General features: G+C 57.6%; 14 protein-coding genes. 6 read left to right on the forward strand and 8 right to left on the reverse strand.

The genetic code is table 11. The features are described from left to right. Window positions 1-311 precede the first annotated feature (311 nt). A complete protein-coding gene (locus VN114_RS09045; protein WP_325514089.1) occupies window positions 312-1,046 on the reverse strand; it encodes a GntR family transcriptional regulator in 735 nt (244 codons plus the stop codon). Between the two features lie 233 nt (window positions 1,047-1,279). On the opposite strand from VN114_RS09045, the gene VN114_RS09050 reads away from it, so the two are divergent. Next, complete coding sequence (locus VN114_RS09050; RefSeq protein ID WP_325514091.1) at window positions 1,280-2,599, forward strand: Nramp family divalent metal transporter; 1,320 nt, start codon at window positions 1,280-1,282, stop codon at window positions 2,597-2,599. Between the two features lie 137 nt (window positions 2,600-2,736). Here the strand turns inward: VN114_RS09050 and VN114_RS09055 are convergent, their stop codons facing one another. Further along, window positions 2,737-5,151, reverse strand: coding sequence for a DEAD/DEAH box helicase (locus tag VN114_RS09055; RefSeq protein ID WP_325514093.1), 2,415 nt, complete (start codon window positions 5,149-5,151; stop codon window positions 2,737-2,739). A gap of 369 nt (window positions 5,152-5,520) precedes the next feature. Next, complete coding sequence (locus tag VN114_RS09060) at window positions 5,521-6,270, reverse strand: glucose 1-dehydrogenase (protein ID WP_325514095.1); 750 nt, start codon at window positions 6,268-6,270, stop codon at window positions 5,521-5,523. 212 nt (window positions 6,271-6,482) lie between these two features. On the opposite strand from VN114_RS09060, the gene VN114_RS09065 reads away from it, so the two are divergent. Next, complete coding sequence (locus VN114_RS09065) at window positions 6,483-7,376, forward strand: LysR family transcriptional regulator (protein ID WP_325514097.1); 894 nt, start codon at window positions 6,483-6,485, stop codon at window positions 7,374-7,376. A 140-nt stretch (window positions 7,377-7,516) separates the two neighbouring features. Here the strand turns inward: VN114_RS09065 and oxlT are convergent, their stop codons facing one another. After that, complete coding sequence (gene oxlT / locus VN114_RS09070) at window positions 7,517-8,833, reverse strand: oxalate/formate MFS antiporter (RefSeq protein WP_325514099.1); 1,317 nt, start codon at window positions 8,831-8,833, stop codon at window positions 7,517-7,519. A 678-nt stretch (window positions 8,834-9,511) separates the two neighbouring features. Here oxlT and VN114_RS09075 point away from each other — a divergent pair. After that, window positions 9,512-10,339 carry a hypothetical protein gene (locus VN114_RS09075; RefSeq protein WP_325514101.1) on the forward strand — a complete coding sequence of 276 codons (828 nt, stop codon included), beginning with the start codon at window positions 9,512-9,514 and terminating at the stop codon, window positions 10,337-10,339. A gap of 86 nt (window positions 10,340-10,425) precedes the next feature. Here VN114_RS09075 and VN114_RS09080 read toward each other — a convergent pair whose 3' ends face one another. Then, window positions 10,426-10,989 (reverse strand): DUF4142 domain-containing protein, encoded by a 564-nt coding sequence (locus VN114_RS09080; protein WP_325514103.1) that lies wholly within the window; start codon window positions 10,987-10,989, stop codon window positions 10,426-10,428. A 271-nt stretch (window positions 10,990-11,260) separates the two neighbouring features. After that, window positions 11,261-13,975 carry a bifunctional diguanylate cyclase/phosphodiesterase gene (locus tag VN114_RS09085; protein ID WP_325514105.1) on the reverse strand — a complete coding sequence of 905 codons (2,715 nt, stop codon included), beginning with the start codon at window positions 13,973-13,975 and terminating at the stop codon, window positions 11,261-11,263. A gap of 210 nt (window positions 13,976-14,185) precedes the next feature. Here VN114_RS09085 and VN114_RS09090 point away from each other — a divergent pair, with 210 nt between their 5' ends. Continuing rightward, on the forward strand, window positions 14,186-14,677 hold the full coding sequence (locus tag VN114_RS09090; protein ID WP_325514107.1) for a GFA family protein: 492 nt from the start codon (window positions 14,186-14,188) through the stop codon (window positions 14,675-14,677). Between the two features lie 56 nt (window positions 14,678-14,733). Here the strand turns inward: VN114_RS09090 and gpmA are convergent, their stop codons facing one another. Beyond that, window positions 14,734-15,453: a 2,3-diphosphoglycerate-dependent phosphoglycerate mutase gene (gene gpmA, locus VN114_RS09095; protein WP_325514109.1), complete on the reverse strand. Its 720-nt coding sequence runs from the start codon at window positions 15,451-15,453 to the stop codon at window positions 14,734-14,736. 328 nt (window positions 15,454-15,781) lie between these two features. On the opposite strand from gpmA, the gene VN114_RS09100 reads away from it, so the two are divergent. Then, window positions 15,782-16,576, forward strand: a complete 795-nt coding sequence (locus VN114_RS09100) for a DUF2242 domain-containing protein (RefSeq protein ID WP_325514111.1) — start codon at window positions 15,782-15,784, stop codon at window positions 16,574-16,576. Window positions 16,577-16,708: 132 nt separating this feature from the next. Here the strand turns inward: VN114_RS09100 and VN114_RS09105 are convergent, their stop codons facing one another. Then, window positions 16,709-17,746 (reverse strand): isocitrate/isopropylmalate dehydrogenase family protein, encoded by a 1,038-nt coding sequence (locus tag VN114_RS09105; protein WP_325514113.1) that lies wholly within the window; start codon window positions 17,744-17,746, stop codon window positions 16,709-16,711. A 185-nt stretch (window positions 17,747-17,931) separates the two neighbouring features. Here VN114_RS09105 and VN114_RS09110 point away from each other — a divergent pair, with 185 nt between their 5' ends. Then, window positions 17,932-18,315, forward strand: a complete 384-nt coding sequence (locus VN114_RS09110; RefSeq protein WP_325514114.1) for an OsmC family protein — start codon at window positions 17,932-17,934, stop codon at window positions 18,313-18,315. The last annotated feature ends 1 nt before the right edge of the window (window position 18,316 follow it).

The raw sequence follows: 18,316 nt of genomic DNA on the forward strand, positions 1-18,316 counted from the left end.
ATCGTCTTTATGGTGAACGACATGCCAAAGTGGGGCGGATGTGTCATGTCAGCGCACGGTTTGTTTCGCTGTGCACATACATGTGATGACTATTTTCTGCGGTGGATGGCTGTCGCGTTCGAGCAGACATCTCCTGTATGGAGATTTGTATTGACGTGAATCTGCCGGAATGGCCGTACTGTTTCATTTCTCTTCCGATGCTGTGCAATGAAGGAAGAGATTAACGGCGCGAGGATGGAAACGGAACGAATCGTTTCAAACTTGAATATGCATTTTCCGCATAAGTTTTCTGTACGAGTTTCTGCAACGTGCTAACGCAATACCTTCATCTTGTACTTGAAGGTTTCGGCGCGATAGTGAAGGTATTCGAAGACGAGCGGCCGGTCTTCCGCCGCATAGGTCAACCGTTCGATGCGCAGGATCGGCGCACCTGTCTGTACATGCAGGCGCGATGCAACTTCTGCGCTTGCCGAGGTTGCATCGATTTCGACATCGGCAGAATGCAGCGGTTGATGCAGTTCGTTTTCCAGCAGGGAAAACAGGTCTTTTTCACGCAGGTTTTTTTCGGTCAGGCGCGAACCGACTTCGTGACGCACCCAGGAATGGTCGATCGAAACGGGCTCTCTATTCAAATAGCGCACACGGTGGATTTCCGTCAGCGGCGTGCCGTCCGGAACCCCGAGCTTGGCACAGGCAATGGCGCCGCCCTTGACTGTTTTCAGGCCGAACACTTCGGAAAAGGTTTCATGTCCCAGCAGGCGCATGGCTTCGCCGAAGCCTTGCAAGTGCGTCAGTTCCTGCGACACGTTCGGCATGGCCACGAACGTGCCCTTGCCGTGCACCTTGAACAGCAAGCCGTCCTTCTGCAGATCGTTGATGGCCTGACGCACCGTGATGCGGCTGACGCCGAAGGCGGCAATCATCTCGCTCTCGGACGGCAGGCGCTCATGCGCGACATAGGTGCCATCCATGATCTTTGCCCGTAATGCTTCCTTGATCTGTGTATACAGCGGAACGGTGGATGAGCGGGGAAGTTGGGTTTTCAAGATAGGGGCCGCGGAACAATCACAAGCTGCTCATTATATAGAGGGTGTCGCTTTACACAATTGCACATAGCGTGCCAGAGGAAACGAAACGTTGCGGGTACTTTCATGTTTTTTCTTATCGCGACAATAGCGACATTCTTTTGCATGGAAATTTGCGCTGTGGAATCATGTGTGTTTCCGCATGCGCCATCCGGCGCATGACAAATCCCAACGAACAATTACGACGAATCATCATGTTTGGCCTGCCCACCACCGCCACTGCCCCCTTCTGTCCGGCCGAAGTCGCCGGCACCGTCACCGTTCCGCAAAACGCACCGCTCTGGAAAAAGATCGCACGCTTTGCCGGTCCCGGCCTGCTGATTTCGGTCGGCTACATGGACCCGGGCAACTGGGCGACGTCGATCCAGGCCGGTTCGCAATACGGTTATCAGTTGCTGTTCGTGGTGATCCTGTCGAGCCTGGCGGCGATCGTGCTGCAATGCCTGTCGATGCGGCTCGGCATTGCGACCGGCAAGGATCTGGCGGTGCATTGCCGCGAGCAGTACGGACCCAGGGTCGGCAAGATGCAGTGGTTCTTTGCAGAAGTCGCCATCGTCGCCTGCGACTTTGCGGAAGTACTTGGTAGCGCCTTGGCATTCAAATTGTTGCTGGGCGTGTCACTGCCGGTCGGCGTGTTGCTGACCGCATTCGATACGCTGATCGTGCTGGGATTGAAGGGCAAGGGCTTCCGCCAGATCGAGGCGATCATCCTCGGCCTGATCGTGACCATCGGCGTCTGCCTGTTTGCGGAACTGCTGTTCATCAAGCCGGACTGGCACGGCGTGCTGGCCGGTGCGGTGCCGTCGTTGCAGGCGATCTCCAGTCAGGAGCCGTTGTATCTGGCGATCGGCATCCTCGGTGCGACGGTGATGCCGCACAACCTGTACCTGCATTCTTCCGTGGTGCAGACGCGCGTGGTGGCGAAGAACGACGGCGCACGCCGCGAGGCGATTTCTCTGGCGCGCATCGATACGATCGTGTCGCTGCTGCTGGCGCTGGTGATCAATGCGGCGATCCTGATTCTTGCGGGCACGGCGTTTTTCAACCCGGGCAATCCGGTTGCGATCGGCATCGACGACGCGTACCACCTGCTCGATCCGTTTGCCGGCGCGGCCGCGGCCATCCTGTTCGGCCTGGCACTGCTGGCATCGGGACAGAGTTCGACCTTCACCGGCACGATTGCGGGACAGGTGATCATGGACGGCTTCCTGAAGCTGCGCATTCCATGCTGGCAGCGACGCCTGATCACGCGCCTGCTGGCGCTGGGTCCGGCATTGATCGGCGTGCTGATGCTGGGCGAACATTCGGTCGGCCAGTTACTGGTGTTGAGTCAGGTGGTGCTGAGCCTGCAATTGCCGTTTGCGATGTATCCGCTGATCAGGCTGACGACGCGCAGCGACATCATGGGCAGCTTTGCGAATTCGCGTTTGACGATACTGCTGGCGTGGACATTGTTCTCGGTGATTTCCGCTGCCAATCTGTGGCTGGTGGTGCAGGCGCTGGGGTTGGTCTAGATCACAGTCTCCATACCGATAAAAAAAGAGGACGAATCATCGTCCTCTTTTTTTATCTACTGTGCCCTGGCAGGTCAGCCCGGTGCGCAGCCGCGCGCAAAAATTCCGCAATCCGATTGGATAAAACGTTGCGGGCCTCAGGCAGACTTGCCGCCCTTGCGATGTGTCTTCGGTTTGTCTTTTGCATCGGATGGGCGGCCAGTCGCATCGCCGGTTTTACGGAATGGCGTTTTGGCGCCACGCGCTTTTTCGGCGATGCGACGGTCGGCACCCTTGTTCGGTCCGGTCAGCGCGATCTTCTTGCCGGAATTTTCCTGCTGCGTTGGCGCCACGCCGGAGTGACTGATGCGCATTTGCTTGCCGGCGACGACGACGCTTTTCAATTGTTCGAACACTTCATTCGGCATGCCGGCAGGCAGGTCGAGCAGGCTGTAGTCGTCGAAGATTTCGATGCGGCCGATGTACTTCGCTTCCAGTCCGGCTTCGTTGGCAATCGCGCCGACGATGTTGGCCGGCTTGACGCCGTGCGTGTTGCCGACTTCGATGCGGAACGACTGCATGTCGACTGCACCCGGCTTGTTGCTGACACGTTCCTTCTTCGGCACGGCGGCGATTTCGGCGAAGGTGTCGCGCGTCGGACGTCCGCTGTTTTCGGCGAACGACGATTTCTCCGCGCGTGGTTCGCTACGGGCCGGACGCTCGGTACGCTCAGAACGTTCGGTACGTTCACTGCGCTCTGCACGTTCAGGCTTGTCGAACGACGGCTTTTTGAAATCCGATTTGGCCGCAGGTTTTGCGGCCGGTGTTTCGCCGTCGCGGCTGATGTTCAACTGTTGACCGGCGACCCAGACTTTTTTCAGGTGATCGAGCATGTCGTCCGGGATCGAATCGGGCAGATCGAGCGTGCTGTAGTCGTCGTAGATTTCGATGCGGCCGATGTATTTGGAATCGAGCGACGCTTCGTTGGCGATCGCGCCGACAATGTTGCCCGGCTTGACGCCGTGCGCGTGGCCGACTTCGATGCGGAAGGTTTGCATGCCTTCGTCCGGTGCGCGCATCACGCGTTCCTTGCGCGGCATGGGTGAACGTTCGGCGCGGTCGGGACGCTCTGCGCGCTCTGGTCGTTCAAAACGTTCAGGCCGATCGCTGCGCTCGAAACGTTCCGCGCGTTCGAAGCGACCGCCGCTGACCGGCTTGTCGTTGCTCCATGATGGTTCACGCGATGGCGCTTTTTTATCCAGCAGAAGCGGCACGTCGCCGCGTGCCATCTTCGCCAATGCGGCGGCGATTTCGACCGCCGGCACGTTGTGTTCGCGCTCGTAATCCTCGATCAGCGAATGGAATGCTTCCAGTCCACCGCCTGCCAAAGTCTCGGCGATCTGATCCTTGAAGCGTGCGATGCGCACGTCGTTGACCGCTTCGATGCTCGGCAATTCCAGGACCGAAATCGGCTGGCGCGTGGCGCGCTCGATCGCTTTCAGCAGGTTGCGTTCACGCGGTGCGATGAACAAGATCGCTTCGCCGCTGCGACCGGCGCGGCCGGTACGACCGATGCGGTGGGTATAGCTTTCCGGATCGTGCGGCACGTCGTAGTTGATGACGTGACTGATGCGTTCCACGTCGAGGCCGCGCGCGGCGACGTCGGTCGCGACCAGAATGTCGATCTTGCCGTCCTTCAGTTGCTGGATCGTGCGCTCGCGTTGCTGCTGTTGAATGTCGCCGTTGATCGCTGCCGCGGAGAAGCCGCGCGCCTGCAATTTGGTCGCCAGTTCTTCGGTACCCAGTTTGGTACGCGCAAAGATGATCATGCCGTCAAAGGCTTCCGCTTCCAGAATGCGCGTCAGCGCGTCCAGCTTCTGCATGCCGCTGACCAGCCAGTAACGTTGGCGGATATTGTCGGCGGTACCGGTTTTGGCCGCGACGGTAATCAGATCGGGATCGCGCAGATATGTCGTCGCAATGCGTTTGATCGCAGAAGGCATCGTCGCCGAGAACAACGCGGTCTGGCGTGTCGCCGGTGTTTTTTGCAGGATCATTTCGACATCGTCGATGAAGCCCATGCGCAGCATCTCGTCGGCTTCATCCAGCACCATCGTCTTGATCTTCGACAGATCGAGCGAGCCTTTTTCCAGATGATCGATCACGCGACCCGGCGTGCCGACAACCACATGCACACCACGACGCAATGCGCTCAACTGTGCACCATAACTCTGGCCGCCATAAATCGGCAATACGTGGAAGCCGGGGATATGCGATGCATAACGCTGAAAAGCCTCCGCCACCTGGATCGCCAGTTCGCGCGTCGGCGCCAGCACCAGCGCTTGCGGCGCAGTCTGTCTGATGTCGATGCGCGACAGAATCGGCAAAGCAAATGCTGCCGTCTTGCCGGTACCGGTCTGCGCCTGACCCAGCACATCGCGGTTATTCAGCAACAGCGGGATCGTCGCGGCCTGAATCGGCGATGGCGATTCGTAACCCAGTTCCTTCAGCACACGCAGCAGCGGCTCGCTCAGGTTCAGGTCGGCAAAGAGGGGGAAGGATGATTCAGACATAATTGCTCGCAAGAAGGCTCGTTTCGCAGGAATGCGAAAGATGGCACGCAGTTTACTCTCTTGCCGTCGAAAACCCGCGAATAAACACGTTTATCCGCCTGCAAGCGCTGCAAATGGCAAAAGCAGGGGAAATCGATCAGATCACCGCGCAATCGGATGAAATACCAACCAATGCCGCACGAACTAATCGCATCGATCACGGCCTTTCGCCATGATAATGGAGCCTGACCGCATCCCGGTGCATCCTCTTTGCATCGAACATAGCGGCGTAAATAAAAAAACGATGGCAATGACGCCATCGATTTTTTATTCAGCACGCTGCAACGCTCAACTTGACAGCCGCTGCTCGATGCTCAACCGCGAGCAAGATCAAACTTGCGCCAGACCGCCGTCGACCGACAGTTCAATGCCTGCAACATAGCTGCTTTCATCTGACGCAAGAAACAGTGCGGCGGCAGCGATTTCTTCTGCGCGACCAAGGCGACCCAGTGGGATTGCTGCGGCAAAATTTGCACGTAACGCTGCAGCCTGTTCCTTCGTCTGGACCTGTCCATCGATGATCGGTGTATCGGTGGCACCGGGACTCAGGGTATTGACACGGATGCCGCGGTCTTTCAGTTCCAATGTCCACGTACGAGCAAACGAGCGCACGGCGGCTTTGGTCGCGCTGTACGTGCCGTGCGCCGGCATGCCTTTGTAACCAGCGATGGAACTGGTCAGGATGATGCTTGCGCCGGACGACATCAGCGGCAACGCTTTTTGTACGGAGAAAAGAAGTCCGCGCACGTTCACGTCAAACGTTTTGTCGAAATGCTCCATTGTCACTGCATCGATTGTCTTGTGTTCGATGATGCCGGAGTTGGCGAACAGGACATCGATACGTCCCTTTTCCGCTTTCACTTTTGCGTAGAGACGATCCAGATCTTCCTGTTTCGAAACATCGCCCTGAACGGCTGCCACGTTGCGGCCGATCAAAGCCACCGCTTTATCCAGTTCACCTTGGCGACGACCGGTAATGTAGACGTACGCGCCTTCTTCAACGAATCGCTGCGCGGTGGCGAGGCCGATGCCGCTGCTGCCGCCAGTAATGACAACGACTTTATCTTTTAAACGGATCATGATTTTTCCTTTTGGGTTAGTTGGTGAGAACGATAGTCGCAAGTTCATCAGCACCTAGGTAGCCGTCCAATGGCAATATCACTTATTCCTTCAAGGAATAAAACTCTTAGCCAAATCTACGAAGAACGGCCATCCCCGCTTTAAACAGTGCTTCGCCTTCAAATAGAATGCGAAGAACGAGTGCTATCATCCATTCCAAGGGGGAATGGCCTATGGATCGCATGGCGGTGATGGAAACGTATGTCGCGGTGTTTGAAACGGGATCGTTTTCCGGTGGCGCGCGCAGGATGAATGTGGGCCAGCCTGCCGTTTCAAAAGCGATTGCGCAACTGGAAGCCAAACTCAACGTGCGCCTGCTATCGCGCTCGACGCGAGGACTGACGCCGACCGAAGCAGGCCAGCGATTTTATGAGCGCGCCAAACGATCGATCGAAGAGGCGGATGAAGCCGAATTTTCCGCCAGAGGCGCGGGCGCGAATTTATCCGGCAGGCTGAGAGTCAGCGCTGCAGTCAGCTTCGCGCGACTGCATATCGTGCCGGCGATGAAAAATTTTCTGGCAATGCATCCCGATCTGGTGATCGAGATCGTACTGGACGACCGGAACATCGATTTGCTGGAAGCCGGCGTGGATGTCGCCCTGCGCATGGGCACGCTGGACGATTCCGCCATGACCGCACGAAAAATCAGCGAAAGCCGACGCTTTGTCGTCGGCACGCCCGCCTATTTTTCTGCAGCAGGCATTCCCACCCAACCCAAGGATTTGCTCGATCACCAGGCCATCGTTTATGAGCAGCGCGGCGGCGGCGGCGTGTGGGCATTCAAGCGCGATGACGAAGAAGTCGTTGTTGCAGTGTCGGGACGTATCGCGTTGAATGCGGCCGAAGGCGTGCGCGCGGCGGTTCTCTCCGACATGGGATTGGCCATCGCTTCCGAATGGATGTTCGTGCCGGAACTGCGCAGCGGAGAAGTGCAGGTCGTGCTCGGCGAATGGACGCTTCCCACGATTGAACTTTGGGCGGTGTATCCGACCGGAAGAATGGCGAGCATAAAAGCCCGAGCGTTCGTCGCGTATGTAGAAGAGATTCTGGCGGAATTTCAACGCTGATCTCGTTTGTTCAACAATCAGACACTTCGGCCTCTATTGTTTTCAAATAGAGCCGCCTTCGTTTTTTCCATTTGCGCCAAACAAAAAAAAGGGCCCCGAAGGGCCCATGAAAGTTGAGATCGTACTAACTACAGATTGCTTCAGGCCGTAGCCGGTGCGCCACCGCGCGCTGCGTTTTCCTCTTGCTGCAGCGCCTTGGATCTGGCGACGTGCTTGGCAAGGGTCGGACGCAGGGCGACGACCGCGAGAATCGCTGCAGTGATGTCCATACACGCAACGGTGTACAGAACGGTCGACCACGTACCGGTTGCTTCCATCATCAGGTTACCGACTGGAACGAACAGTGCGCCGATACCTTTCGCGGTGTACAGCACGCCGTAGATCTTGCCGATGTGCTTGGTGCCGAACGCGTCACCAGCCAGAGCCGAGAACAGCGAATACACTTCACCCCAGGCCAGGAACACGACGCCCGACAGGATCAGGAACGCCCATGGGTTGTGACCGAAGTAGCCCAGAGCGATGATGCCGAAGCCTTCCAGCGTGAACGCGATGACCATGGTTTTTTCACGGCCGATGTTGTCCGAAATCCAGCCGAACAGCGGACGCGAGATACCGTTCATGATGCGGTCGAGCATCAGTGCCAGTGGCAACGCAGCCATCACGAAGAAGTACATGTCGACTTCGAAGTGCTTGACGCCCAGATCGGTTGCGATCACGCCCAGCTGTGCAACTGCCATCATGCCGCCGGTGACGACGCAGATGAACATGAAGAACATCAGCCAGAACAGTTTGGTGTTCAGCGCTTCCTTCAACGTGTAGTCGCGGCTGGCTTGAGCCAGTTTTGCCGACACCGACACTTCACCTTTTGCAGGCGAACGCAGGAACCATGCAGCAGCAAATGCCAGACCACCTTGCAGCAGGCCGAAGAACAGGAAGGTTTCCTGGAAGCCCGACTTTTCGATCATTGCCGCGATCGGCAGAATCGTTGCAGCGGAACCGGCACCGTAACCACCAGCGGTCAGGCCGACTGCCAGACCACGGCGGTCCGGGAACCATTTCAACGCGTTGTTGATACAGGTAGCGTAGATCGAACCGACGCCGATACCACCGAATGCCGCGCCGATGTAGAAGCCCATCAGCGAATCAGCCTGCGAGTTGATGACCCATGCGAGACCGATGAAGATCGCGCCGAATGCCACCATCAGACGTGGGCCGAGTTTATCGATGAAGTAACCTTCGATCGGTGCCAGCCAGGTTTGAACCAGGACGAACAGCGTAAACGCGATCTGGATCTCTGCACGCGCCCAGCCGAACTTGTCTTGAATCTCAGGAACGAACAGCGTCCATGCGTATTGAATGTTTGCGGTCGCGATCATGCAGATCACGCCGACGACCAGCTGCCACCAACGCTTGTTGGATACTGGTTTGTCTAATGTTGCCGAAGGTCCGCCGCTCATTTGCCAGCTCCTTGAATCGATGGGTTGAATTGCAGGGCAAAATCGCACTGAACGAATGTGGCGGATGCACGCGCAGAAACGCGATCCGACCGGATGGTTGTTACTTCTGTCATGTTTGTATCCTCATGCCATCTGGAGCCGCGTGGGGAACGGCCCGGAAGACGATTGCTTGTTTAATGTCGCTGATGCAATTGCAACGGCGGCGCATATTTTTTGTCAGGCGGCCATATCTGGTCCGGTCGATCGCCGTTCCGCCCCCGCTGGCACGAATCGTTACCGATCGTCCTGGCGGTCTGTCAATCGGTTGCTGCACCTCGTTTTCGTAACAACCGTTCCGCGGTGAAGCAACCAAGTCTTGCCATCATTGCCGAGTAGAATTGCCATCTTTGTAAGACACGCCGTTTCTTCAGCCAAGCCTTTTATCTCAGGATAGAGTTAGGCCGTCGTTAAGATTTCGTGACGATACGGATTTAGGTCGGGGGCAACAATACGTATTAGTACGTAAATTCACTACGTGTTAATACGTATGTCCAAAGGCATATTAGAGATCTGTCGAGAGCGGAAAAGGAATGAACCAAGCACGGCGCGGCCACTCTTATTGCGGTCCGCGCAAATACGCCACACCACGCAAAAATCGTGGCGGGCCCATAATGGAGCGGTTTTCACCTGTTGCTGCACATGAAGTCCCAACCGATTCTTGCCAACCACCGCGCACGTACCGCGATCGGCCTTGCGCTTTCCCTGTTGCTGCACGGCCTGCTCCTATTCCACGCGGCGGAAGACCAGTCGCCGCCCATGGATCTCAGCGCACCGGGGCCAAAAGGCAACCAGCCGCTGACCGTGCGCCTGTTGCCGATGTCGCCGCCCGCCAGGCCCGCGCCGGCCGCACCGCCGAAAAAGACCGTGCTGGAACCGCCGCCCATGGCGAAAAAACCGACGCCCCAAAAACCGTCACAAGTACGCACCGCACAGAAAAAATCCGACGCGCCCAAATCATCCAGCGTCGCCAAACTGCAATTGCCACCGTCGCCGAAAGCCCCTAATCAGGTTGCGCCTGCCGCAGACATTTCCGACATGCTGGCCGCCGCGCGTGAGCGACGTCGCGCCGCCGGCATCGTGGAACCGGAAAGCGCACCGCCGCAGGACGACAACGCGATTGCACGAGAGAACATCCAGCACATGATGGAGATGCAGTCACGCGGCCGCAACGATTCGGGCGGCGTGTTCCAGATCACTTATAAAGGCGTGCGCAACGCCGAGTTCATCTTCCGCGGCTGGAATGTGCGACGCAGAAGCGATATGCGTCAGTTGATTCAAGTAGATGCGGGGCCGAACGGCGACGTGGATCGCGCGATCATCCGCAAGATCATCGAGGTGATTCGGCAGACGCAGGCGGGCGATTTTCCGTGGGAGTCGGATCGCCTGGGCCGCGTTGTCACGCTGTCGGCACGTCAGAAGGACAATGCCGAACTGGAGGAATTTCTGATGAAGGAATTCTTCCAATAGGACCGGAATACGTCAGGCTTGAGTTGAATGCACCGACGTTTCCCGACGCAGCCGCCGCGTGAGCGGCTGGCAATCAATCAGGCGCGTTACTTCTTCTGGCTGTTTTCCATACCCTGCGCCACGCCCAGATGGTGCTGCACGCCCTTGATGGTTTTTTCCGCGTAGGCCTTCAAGTCCTGATCCGATGTTTCCTTGATCGTTTTGTCGAGCAGCTTCTCCGCACGTTCGTGATCCCCTACGCCGACACGCGAAATATATTGGCTATCGAACGTGTTGCCGCTCAGCAGCTTCAACGCAGTGGCAAGGGTTTTGTGCTGAATGTCGGGCTCCGTCGGCAAGGTCACTCCTTTCGATTGGGCAATCGTCAGCAGGTCCTGTTGCGCCTTCGTATGATCGTCGATCATCATTTGCGCAAATTTCCTGACTTCAGGGTTTTGCGATTTTTCCAGCGCAAGCTTGCCGGTATCGATTTCAGCCAGATTTGCCTGCGCGATGTCTTGCATCAATTCACGGTCACCGCTGCTGACACGGGCTTCTGCGGTGGCAGCAGCAGGATCCTTGGACGTCGATGTTTGCGCATGTGCAGTAAGGCCAAGTGTGACGACCACGGATGCGACACCGGCTAGCTGAAGCAGATTTCTTTTATTCATGAACGGTTCTCCTGAAGAAATAAATGCAAAACGTTTTCAGGCTAATGGGAGTCCGACATGAAAAATTGGTTCTGACGAAATGAGGGTCTTCACGAGTTTCCTCATCATCGTCTTTCGACAAGGAAATTTGGCAGGAGGAATTGAATCAGGATTGCCTGAAACAGGCATGTGCATGACGCAGCATGAAATACTGCGAATGTGGGGCATGATCAGACATGCGTCGTCAGATCATGTCTTCGTATCGATGCCGTAGTTGTTTATGGACGATCGCTTATGGAACGGTCGCATCTGCCAGCAGAATCTGCTGACGCATCAACGGCAAAATATCCGTCGCCGGCAACGGACGCGAGACGAAATATCCCTGTATCTCGTCGCAGCCCAGTTCGCGCAGAACGCGCAACTGCTCTTCCGTTTCCACGCCTTCGGCGATGACGCCCATGTCGAGCGCCTTCGCCATCAACACGATGGTCTTGAACAGGATTTCGCCTTCCCTGCCAAGGCCGAGCTTGGAAGTAAACGCGCGATCGACCTTGATGATGTGCATGTTGATTTCCTGCAGGCGCGACAGCGATGAATAGCCGGTGCCGAAATCGTCGAGATGGATTTTGATGCCGACGTTACTGATCGCGGCGACCTGGCCGATCACATCCGACGCTTCGCTCATCATGGCCGATTCCGTCAATTCGACTTCAATCGCGCTCGGCGCCACGCCATGACTCTTCAGCAAACCCGCAATCAGCGTATCGACGCCGCCGGCATTGAGCTGGCGCGGCGAAATATTGATCGAGATCGGCACCAGCGGCTCGCCTTCTCGCTGCCATTGCGCAATCTGTGCGCAGACCTGATCGATCACCAGCTCGCCGAGCTGCACGATACAGCCGTTCTTTTCGGCCAACGGGATGAATTCGGAGGGCAGGATCATGCCGCGTTGCGGATGCCGCCAGCGCACCAGCGCTTCCAGTCCGGTGATCTGCCCGGTAAAGGTATCGACGCGCGGCTGGTAGAACATCTCGAACTGGTTCTCGCCGATCGCACGCACGAGTTCGGCCTCGACATTGAGCTTGGTGCGTATGCCTTCGTATAACTGCTGATCGTAGAAATGGAACGTGCCCTTGCCCTCGTCCTTGGCGGCATACATTGCGATATCGGCCTTCTGGATCAGTGCATCCGGCTCGACGCCGTCGCGCGGAAACATGCTGATGCCGATCGAAGTACCGATGCGCATGTCGCGGCCGAGGATGACGAACGATTCGCGGAAGGCTTCGGTGATGCGGGTGGCGACATGCGTGACTTCTTCATGATTGGCGACGGAACCGAGCAGCACCGTGAACTCGTCGCCGCCGAGGCGGATGACGTGATCCTCCGACCGCAGCACCGATTTGAGCCGTGCCGCCGCCAGACGCAGCAGCTTGTCGCCCATCGCGTGACCGAGCGAATCGTTGACGTTCTTGAAGTTGTCCAGATCGATGAACAGCACGGCGAGAATGCCGTCGCGACTCTTGGCGTTACGCAGTGCGGTCGGCAGATAGTTGATGAGCCAGTACCGGTTCGGCAAACCCGTGAGCGCATCGGTGTTGGCCATCGTCAGCAACAGTTGCTCGTGTTCCTTGGTTTCTGAAATGTCGCGCAACGTCACTGCCAGTCCGGTCTGCGAACGCACGAGCCGACGATGCAGCCAGCTCGGCTGTCCGGGCTTGGGGTCGACGAACTGGAATTCATCTTCATAGAATCCGACCTCCATCGCGCGCCGATACACCGACAGGCACTGTTGCGGATCCTGCCCGAGTTTGACGTCCGACACCTTGGTACCAATCAGCGTTTTCTTCAGGTGGCCGACCAGCGAAGCGCCGCGCTCGTTGCAATCCTCGACCACGAAATCCTGCAACACGTTGTTGTCGGTATAGACCGCCCGCACCATGTAGAACCCTTCGCGCGCATCGTCGATCGCGAGGTGATACGTGCGTTTGACTTCTTCCGCCTGTTTCTTGCGCCACGCAAGCCGTGTCGAAAAGTGCATGCCGATCAACGCCACGATCAGGAACAGCACGCTGGCTGCGGCGGCAATCTGACGATAGCTTTCCGCCGTCTCGCTCTGTGCCGCGAACAAGTCCTTTTCCGACAGGCCGACATACGACACCAGCGGATAACCGTGCAGTTTGTGCCACGCAAGAATGCGTGCCTCGTTGTCGCGATACTTGTCTGCCGACATGCGGATCACGCCGCTATCGGTCGGAAAAACCGGAGGCTGCAGATGGACCTGACCGCCACGGATTTCCTCGCCTTTTTCGCTGACCAGCAGGGTGCCGTCGTCATGACGCACCGAAATGAAGTCGTGCGGCTTGAGACTGCTTTCGTCATTGAAGGATGCAAGGAATGCCGGTTCGACGCCGACCGAGACGATGCCGTCGAACACGCCGCCTGATGTATTCAGGCGGCGCGTGAACCGAATCACGGAACGGCCGGAACGGCGGCCTTTGCTCAGTGACGGATCCACACGCAGGCCGGCTTCCGGATGGGAACGGTGGAACCGGAAGTACGGCCGGTCGGAGACGTTGATCTGCGGGCCGCCCAGCGTGCTGGCAATGCCAACGCCGTTACGATCGATGACGGTCAGGTACAGATCGGTGGAGGGCGGATACAGGCCTTCGCGCAACTGGTCCTGCAGGTCGATCTTGCCCTGGCTGTGCTCCCAGTAGTACTTGAGGCTGAGTGTCAGCGCATCGATCTGTTCGACGGTGCGGGCAAGCTGTTCAGAATAGGCATCGGACAGCGAAGTCGCCGTGGCGTAGGCATTCTTTTCAGCCGCTTCCCTGTCCATGCTGATCTTGCTGAGCGTGATGCCCCAGACGATCAATGCCAGCAGCAGGCAGCCTGCGGGCCAGAGGAGGATAGCGCCGAGATGGTCTTTCAGGTAGCCGTACTTTTTCAATGGTCCTGAAAGGCGGTGATCGATTTTACGATGCGCATTCGTCAAGATAGTATCCACGTAGGCGAGTCATCAAAATGGTAACCCAAGGCGAGGCATACATTGAACAGCTTTGCAGCATAAAACGTTATTTACATGACTATTTATACGGCTATTTGACGATTGTTTGGAAAATATCTGAAATTGTTTACCTTCCTGCGAATCGAACCGAACCGGTCATCGGTGAACAATCCCTCTCTTTTGCCGATCCCCTCATGATTAGGAGGCATTATGCAACTTGAAGGTTCCTGCCACTGCGGTGCCGTGCACTTTACGCTGCATAGCAAAACACCTGTTCCCTACCAGCGCTGCTACTGCTCGATCTGCCGCAAGACGCAAGGCGGTGGCGGTTATGCCATCAATATCGGCGGCGACGCGAAAACTCTCAAGGTAAAAGGCAAGGACGACATCAGCGTCTATCACGCGGTGATGCGCGTCGAGGGACAACGCACGCATGCCAGCGGGGCCGAACGCCATTTCTGCCGGCGCTGCGGCAGCGCGCTATGGCTGTACGATCCGGAATGGCCGGACCTCGTTCATCCGTTCGCCTCGGCGATCGATACGCCACTGCCGGTACCGCCGGAAACCACGCACCTGATGCTGGACTTCAAGGCGCCGTGGGTGGAAATCGACGCGGGGAAAAAAGACAGGAAGTTCGGCGTCTATCCGAAGGAATCGCTGGCCGACTGGCATGAACGGCTCGGACTGACGTCGCCCGATTGAGCAAAAAAAAGCGGCGACGACTGTTGAGGTCATCGCCGCATCACGGTGTTACACGATCAGAGGATTGCCGATACTGTTGCTTCCGCGATCTGCATCGAATGCCGGTCCAGCACGCGCAAGTCGGCGTCCAGCTTATAGATCAGCGGCACGCCGTTCGGCACGTCGAAACTGGCGACCTCGTCGTCAGGCATGTCCTCCACCAGCTTGACCAGCGCGCGCTGGCTGTTGCCGTGCGTGCAGATGATCACGTTTTTCCCCTGTTTGAGAACCGGCACGATGGCCTCGTCCCAATACACGCGCACCCGCTCGACGGTATCCTTCAGGGATTCACCAAGGGGCAGCAGCTGTTGCGGAATATCGTGATAACGCGCCTCGCGAAACGGCGCGCGCGGATCGGTTGCGTCCATCAACGGTGGGCGACTGTCGAAACCGCGTCGCCATTTCCAGACCTGGTCTTCGCCGAATCGGGCAATCGTGTCATCACGCCGTAACCCGGTCAGGCCACCGTAGTGCCGTTCGTTCAGCCGCCAGTGCTTGAGGATCGGCGTGTACATCGCATCCATCTCGTCGAGGATCAGCCATTGCGAGCGGATGGTCCGTTTCAGCACCGACGTGACGGCGAGATCGAAATGAAAACCGGCGTCTGCCAGTGCCCGTCCGGCGCGGCGCGCCTGTTGACGGCCTTTTTCGGTAATGTCGATATCGGTCCAGCCGGTGAAACGGTTTTCCATGTTCCACTGCGACTCGCCGTGGCGAACAATTACCAGATTGCCCATTCTTTTCTCATGTTGGAAACGACAAAGCATGAAGATTAACCGAGATTGCGAATGGCGGTTTATCAACATTGCGTTTTATTCGATGCACGCGATGTCATCGCCCGCAAGGGAAGGCGCGTTGTCCAGGATGGAATACCATATGCGCTACGCATCAAATAACGCCGATATTGTTTTGCAATCCGTTAATAAACTTGTGGATAACCTTTTGTCTGCCTGCGGCAATCACCCCCGCGGCAGCCGCGATTGCCTGGAATCTTTACCCTTCCGCACAGTCAATGAAAGGCGCGAGCGCCATTCGCACGCACAGCGTCACTCTGGGGAATCCTTCATGCAATTCAGTTCGCGCACTTTGCTGCAGGCAATGCTGCTTCTCGTCGTTCCTTTCGTCGTTGTCGGCTGTTCGTCGACGCCGCCGACCGTCTACAAGGAGGAGAAATTCGATTCGACCGATATCTATTCGCGTCGCTTCGAGGTGTCTTCCACGGTTGCCTGCGAGGCGGTGCGGCGCACGCTGTTGAGCCAGGGCTATGTGATCGGCGCCGTCACGGCGAACCAGATCAACGGCACCAAGAGCTTCCAGCCGCGCAGCGATGCGCATGTACAGATTGCGTTCCGTGTGGTCTGCACCGATGACGATGCCAAGGGCGACAAGTCGTCGGTCTATGTCAATGCGCTGGAAGATCGCTATGCGCTGAAGAAGGTGAACAATGTCGCCAGCCTCGGTGTCGGCGTGCTGGGTTCGGTATCGGTACCGTTCTCTGCCAGCGACGACTCACTGGTGAAGGTCGCGAGTGAAACGATTTCGGCGGAAGGGTTTTATGCGCGCTTTTTCGATGTGGTCGAAAAATTCCTGGATAACGGCCCCGACACGGAACAGGAACCGATCGATCCACCGAGCATTTCGGCAAAACCGGTAAGCGAAGCACCGGCAGCGATAGCAACACCAGTGGCAACGCTGCCGTCAGCGCCAGTCGTTGCGGCGCCAGTCGTGGCACCAACTGCCGTTCCGGTTCCGATTGCAGCCCCGGTTCCAGCGCAGGTTCCGGTCCCCGCTCCTGCGCCCGCTCCTCCCGCGACCGCCATGTCGGCACCCGCTGCGCCGACACCTGCAATCATTCCTTGAAAACCGCCTGCGCTGCGAACATGCAGCCGTTACCGGCACCATGAAAAAAGAGAGGAGAACGCTACCGTTCTCCTCTCTTTTTTATTTTCTGCAGATCCTGTTCCGAAGACCTGATATCGATTGATATCGCCCTCAGCCGCGCAGTCGTTCGATCAGCAGATCGCCATATTTCGACGTCGAGGTCTTGCCACCGAGATCGGCGGTGCGGCCGCTTTCCGCTCCCAGTACGTCGTCGATCGCGTCGCGCAGTTTTTTTGCCGGCGCATGCAGGTTCTTGTGATCGAGCATCAGCGCACCGGCCAGCAGCAACGCCGTCGGGTTCGCCAAACCCTGACCGGCAATGTCCGGCGCCGAGCCGTGCACCGCTTCGAAGATTGCTGCACCCTCGCCGATGTTGGCGCCCGGCGCCATGCCGAGGCCGCCGACCAGGCCGGCGATCTGATCCGACAGAATGTCGCCGAACAGGTTGGTCGACACGATCACGTCGAACTGCCACGGGTTCAACACCAGTTGCATCGCGCAGGCGTCGACAATACGGTCGTTGAACTCAAGCTGGTCGGCATAATCGAGCCCGACCTGTTGAGCCGTTTCCAGAAACAGTCCTGTCAGCGCCTTCAGCACGTTCGCCTTGTGCACGATGGTGACTTTCTTGCGGTTGTTGCGCACCGCGTAATCGAAGGCGAAGCGCGCGATGCGTCGTGCACCGGCACGCGTGTTGATGCCGGTCGCCATCGCGACGGCATGCGCATCGTCGCCGATCGGCACGTAATGTTCATGTCCGACGTACAGACCCTCCAGGTTTTCGCGCACCAGCACCAGATCGATTTTTTCGTAGCGGCCGCCGGGGACGATGGTACGTGCGGGACGCACATTGGCATACAGTTGAAAAGTTTCGCGCAGTCGCACGTTGACGGAGCGGAAGCCGCCGCCGATCGGTGTCGTCAGCGGACCTTTCAGCGCGAGGCCGGTGCGACGAATGCTGGCCAGTGTTTCGGGCGGCAGAAGGTCACCGCTTTTCTCCAGCGCATTGACGCCGGCCTGGCAGGTTTCCCATGCGAACGGGCTGCCCAGTGTGTCGAATACACGCACGACGACATCAACGATTTCCGGCCCGATACCGTCGCCGGGGATCAGAGTCGCTGGAATGCCGGGGGATGTTGCGTTCGCCATGAGTGTTCCTCTCTGTTGATAAGCAATGACGGACAGTGTATTCCGATCCTGCGCGTCGCGTTCATGCCGGGAAGATGAAAGTTTTTTGTGCGAACTGCGACCTGCCGGTACGTTATAGTACGGTCAGTCGGCGGCGCGTTTGTTCTGCCGCCCATGTTCCCTGTTTATAGATTGGAGATTTCCGGATGGACGTACTAGTAACCCGAGGTGAAGGCAAGCTGCAACATGTGGTCGAAGTCGGCCCGCACAAACTGATCGCCGACGCACCGTCGCAATACGGCGGCGACGACGCCGGCTTCACGCCGCACGACCTGCTGGCTTCTTCGCTCGGTGCCTGCACCGCATTGACGCTGAACATGTATGCACAGCGCAAGGGCATGGACCTGCAAAAAGTCGATGTAAAAGTCGAACACGCAGACAAGGATGGCGCGTATGTCTTCCACCGTCACCTGACTTTCCACGGTGACCTGACAGCCGAACAGAAGGAAAGCCTGATCGGTATCGCCAACAAGTGCCCGATCCACAAGATCCTGTCCGGCAAGATCGAGATCATCACCGACGGTAACTGAT

This window comes from Oxalicibacterium sp. (assembly GCF_035565035.1).
Classification (GTDB): domain Bacteria; phylum Pseudomonadota; class Gammaproteobacteria; order Burkholderiales; family Burkholderiaceae_D; genus Oxalicibacterium.

Coding starts and splice junctions, on each gene's coding strand:
- VN114_RS09055 (WP_325514093.1), bottom strand. CDS start 5,151: ATGTCTGAATCATCCTTCCCCCTCTTTGCCGACCTGAACCTGAGCGAG.
- VN114_RS09090 (WP_325514107.1), top strand. CDS start 14,186: ATGCAACTTGAAGGTTCCTGCCACTGCGGTGCCGTGCACTTTACGCTG.
- VN114_RS09100 (WP_325514111.1), top strand. CDS start 15,782: ATGCAATTCAGTTCGCGCACTTTGCTGCAGGCAATGCTGCTTCTCGTC.
- VN114_RS09110 (WP_325514114.1), top strand. CDS start 17,932: ATGGACGTACTAGTAACCCGAGGTGAAGGCAAGCTGCAACATGTGGTC.
- VN114_RS09075 (WP_325514101.1), top strand. CDS start 9,512: ATGAAGTCCCAACCGATTCTTGCCAACCACCGCGCACGTACCGCGATC.
- VN114_RS09060 (WP_325514095.1), bottom strand. CDS start 6,270: ATGATCCGTTTAAAAGATAAAGTCGTTGTCATTACTGGCGGCAGCAGC.
- oxlT (WP_325514099.1), bottom strand. CDS start 8,833: ATGAGCGGCGGACCTTCGGCAACATTAGACAAACCAGTATCCAACAAG.
- VN114_RS09050 (WP_325514091.1), top strand. CDS start 1,280: ATGTTTGGCCTGCCCACCACCGCCACTGCCCCCTTCTGTCCGGCCGAA.
- VN114_RS09105 (WP_325514113.1), bottom strand. CDS start 17,746: ATGGCGAACGCAACATCCCCCGGCATTCCAGCGACTCTGATCCCCGGC.
- VN114_RS09065 (WP_325514097.1), top strand. CDS start 6,483: ATGGATCGCATGGCGGTGATGGAAACGTATGTCGCGGTGTTTGAAACG.
- VN114_RS09080 (WP_325514103.1), bottom strand. CDS start 10,989: ATGAATAAAAGAAATCTGCTTCAGCTAGCCGGTGTCGCATCCGTGGTC.
- gpmA (WP_325514109.1), bottom strand. CDS start 15,453: ATGGGCAATCTGGTAATTGTTCGCCACGGCGAGTCGCAGTGGAACATG.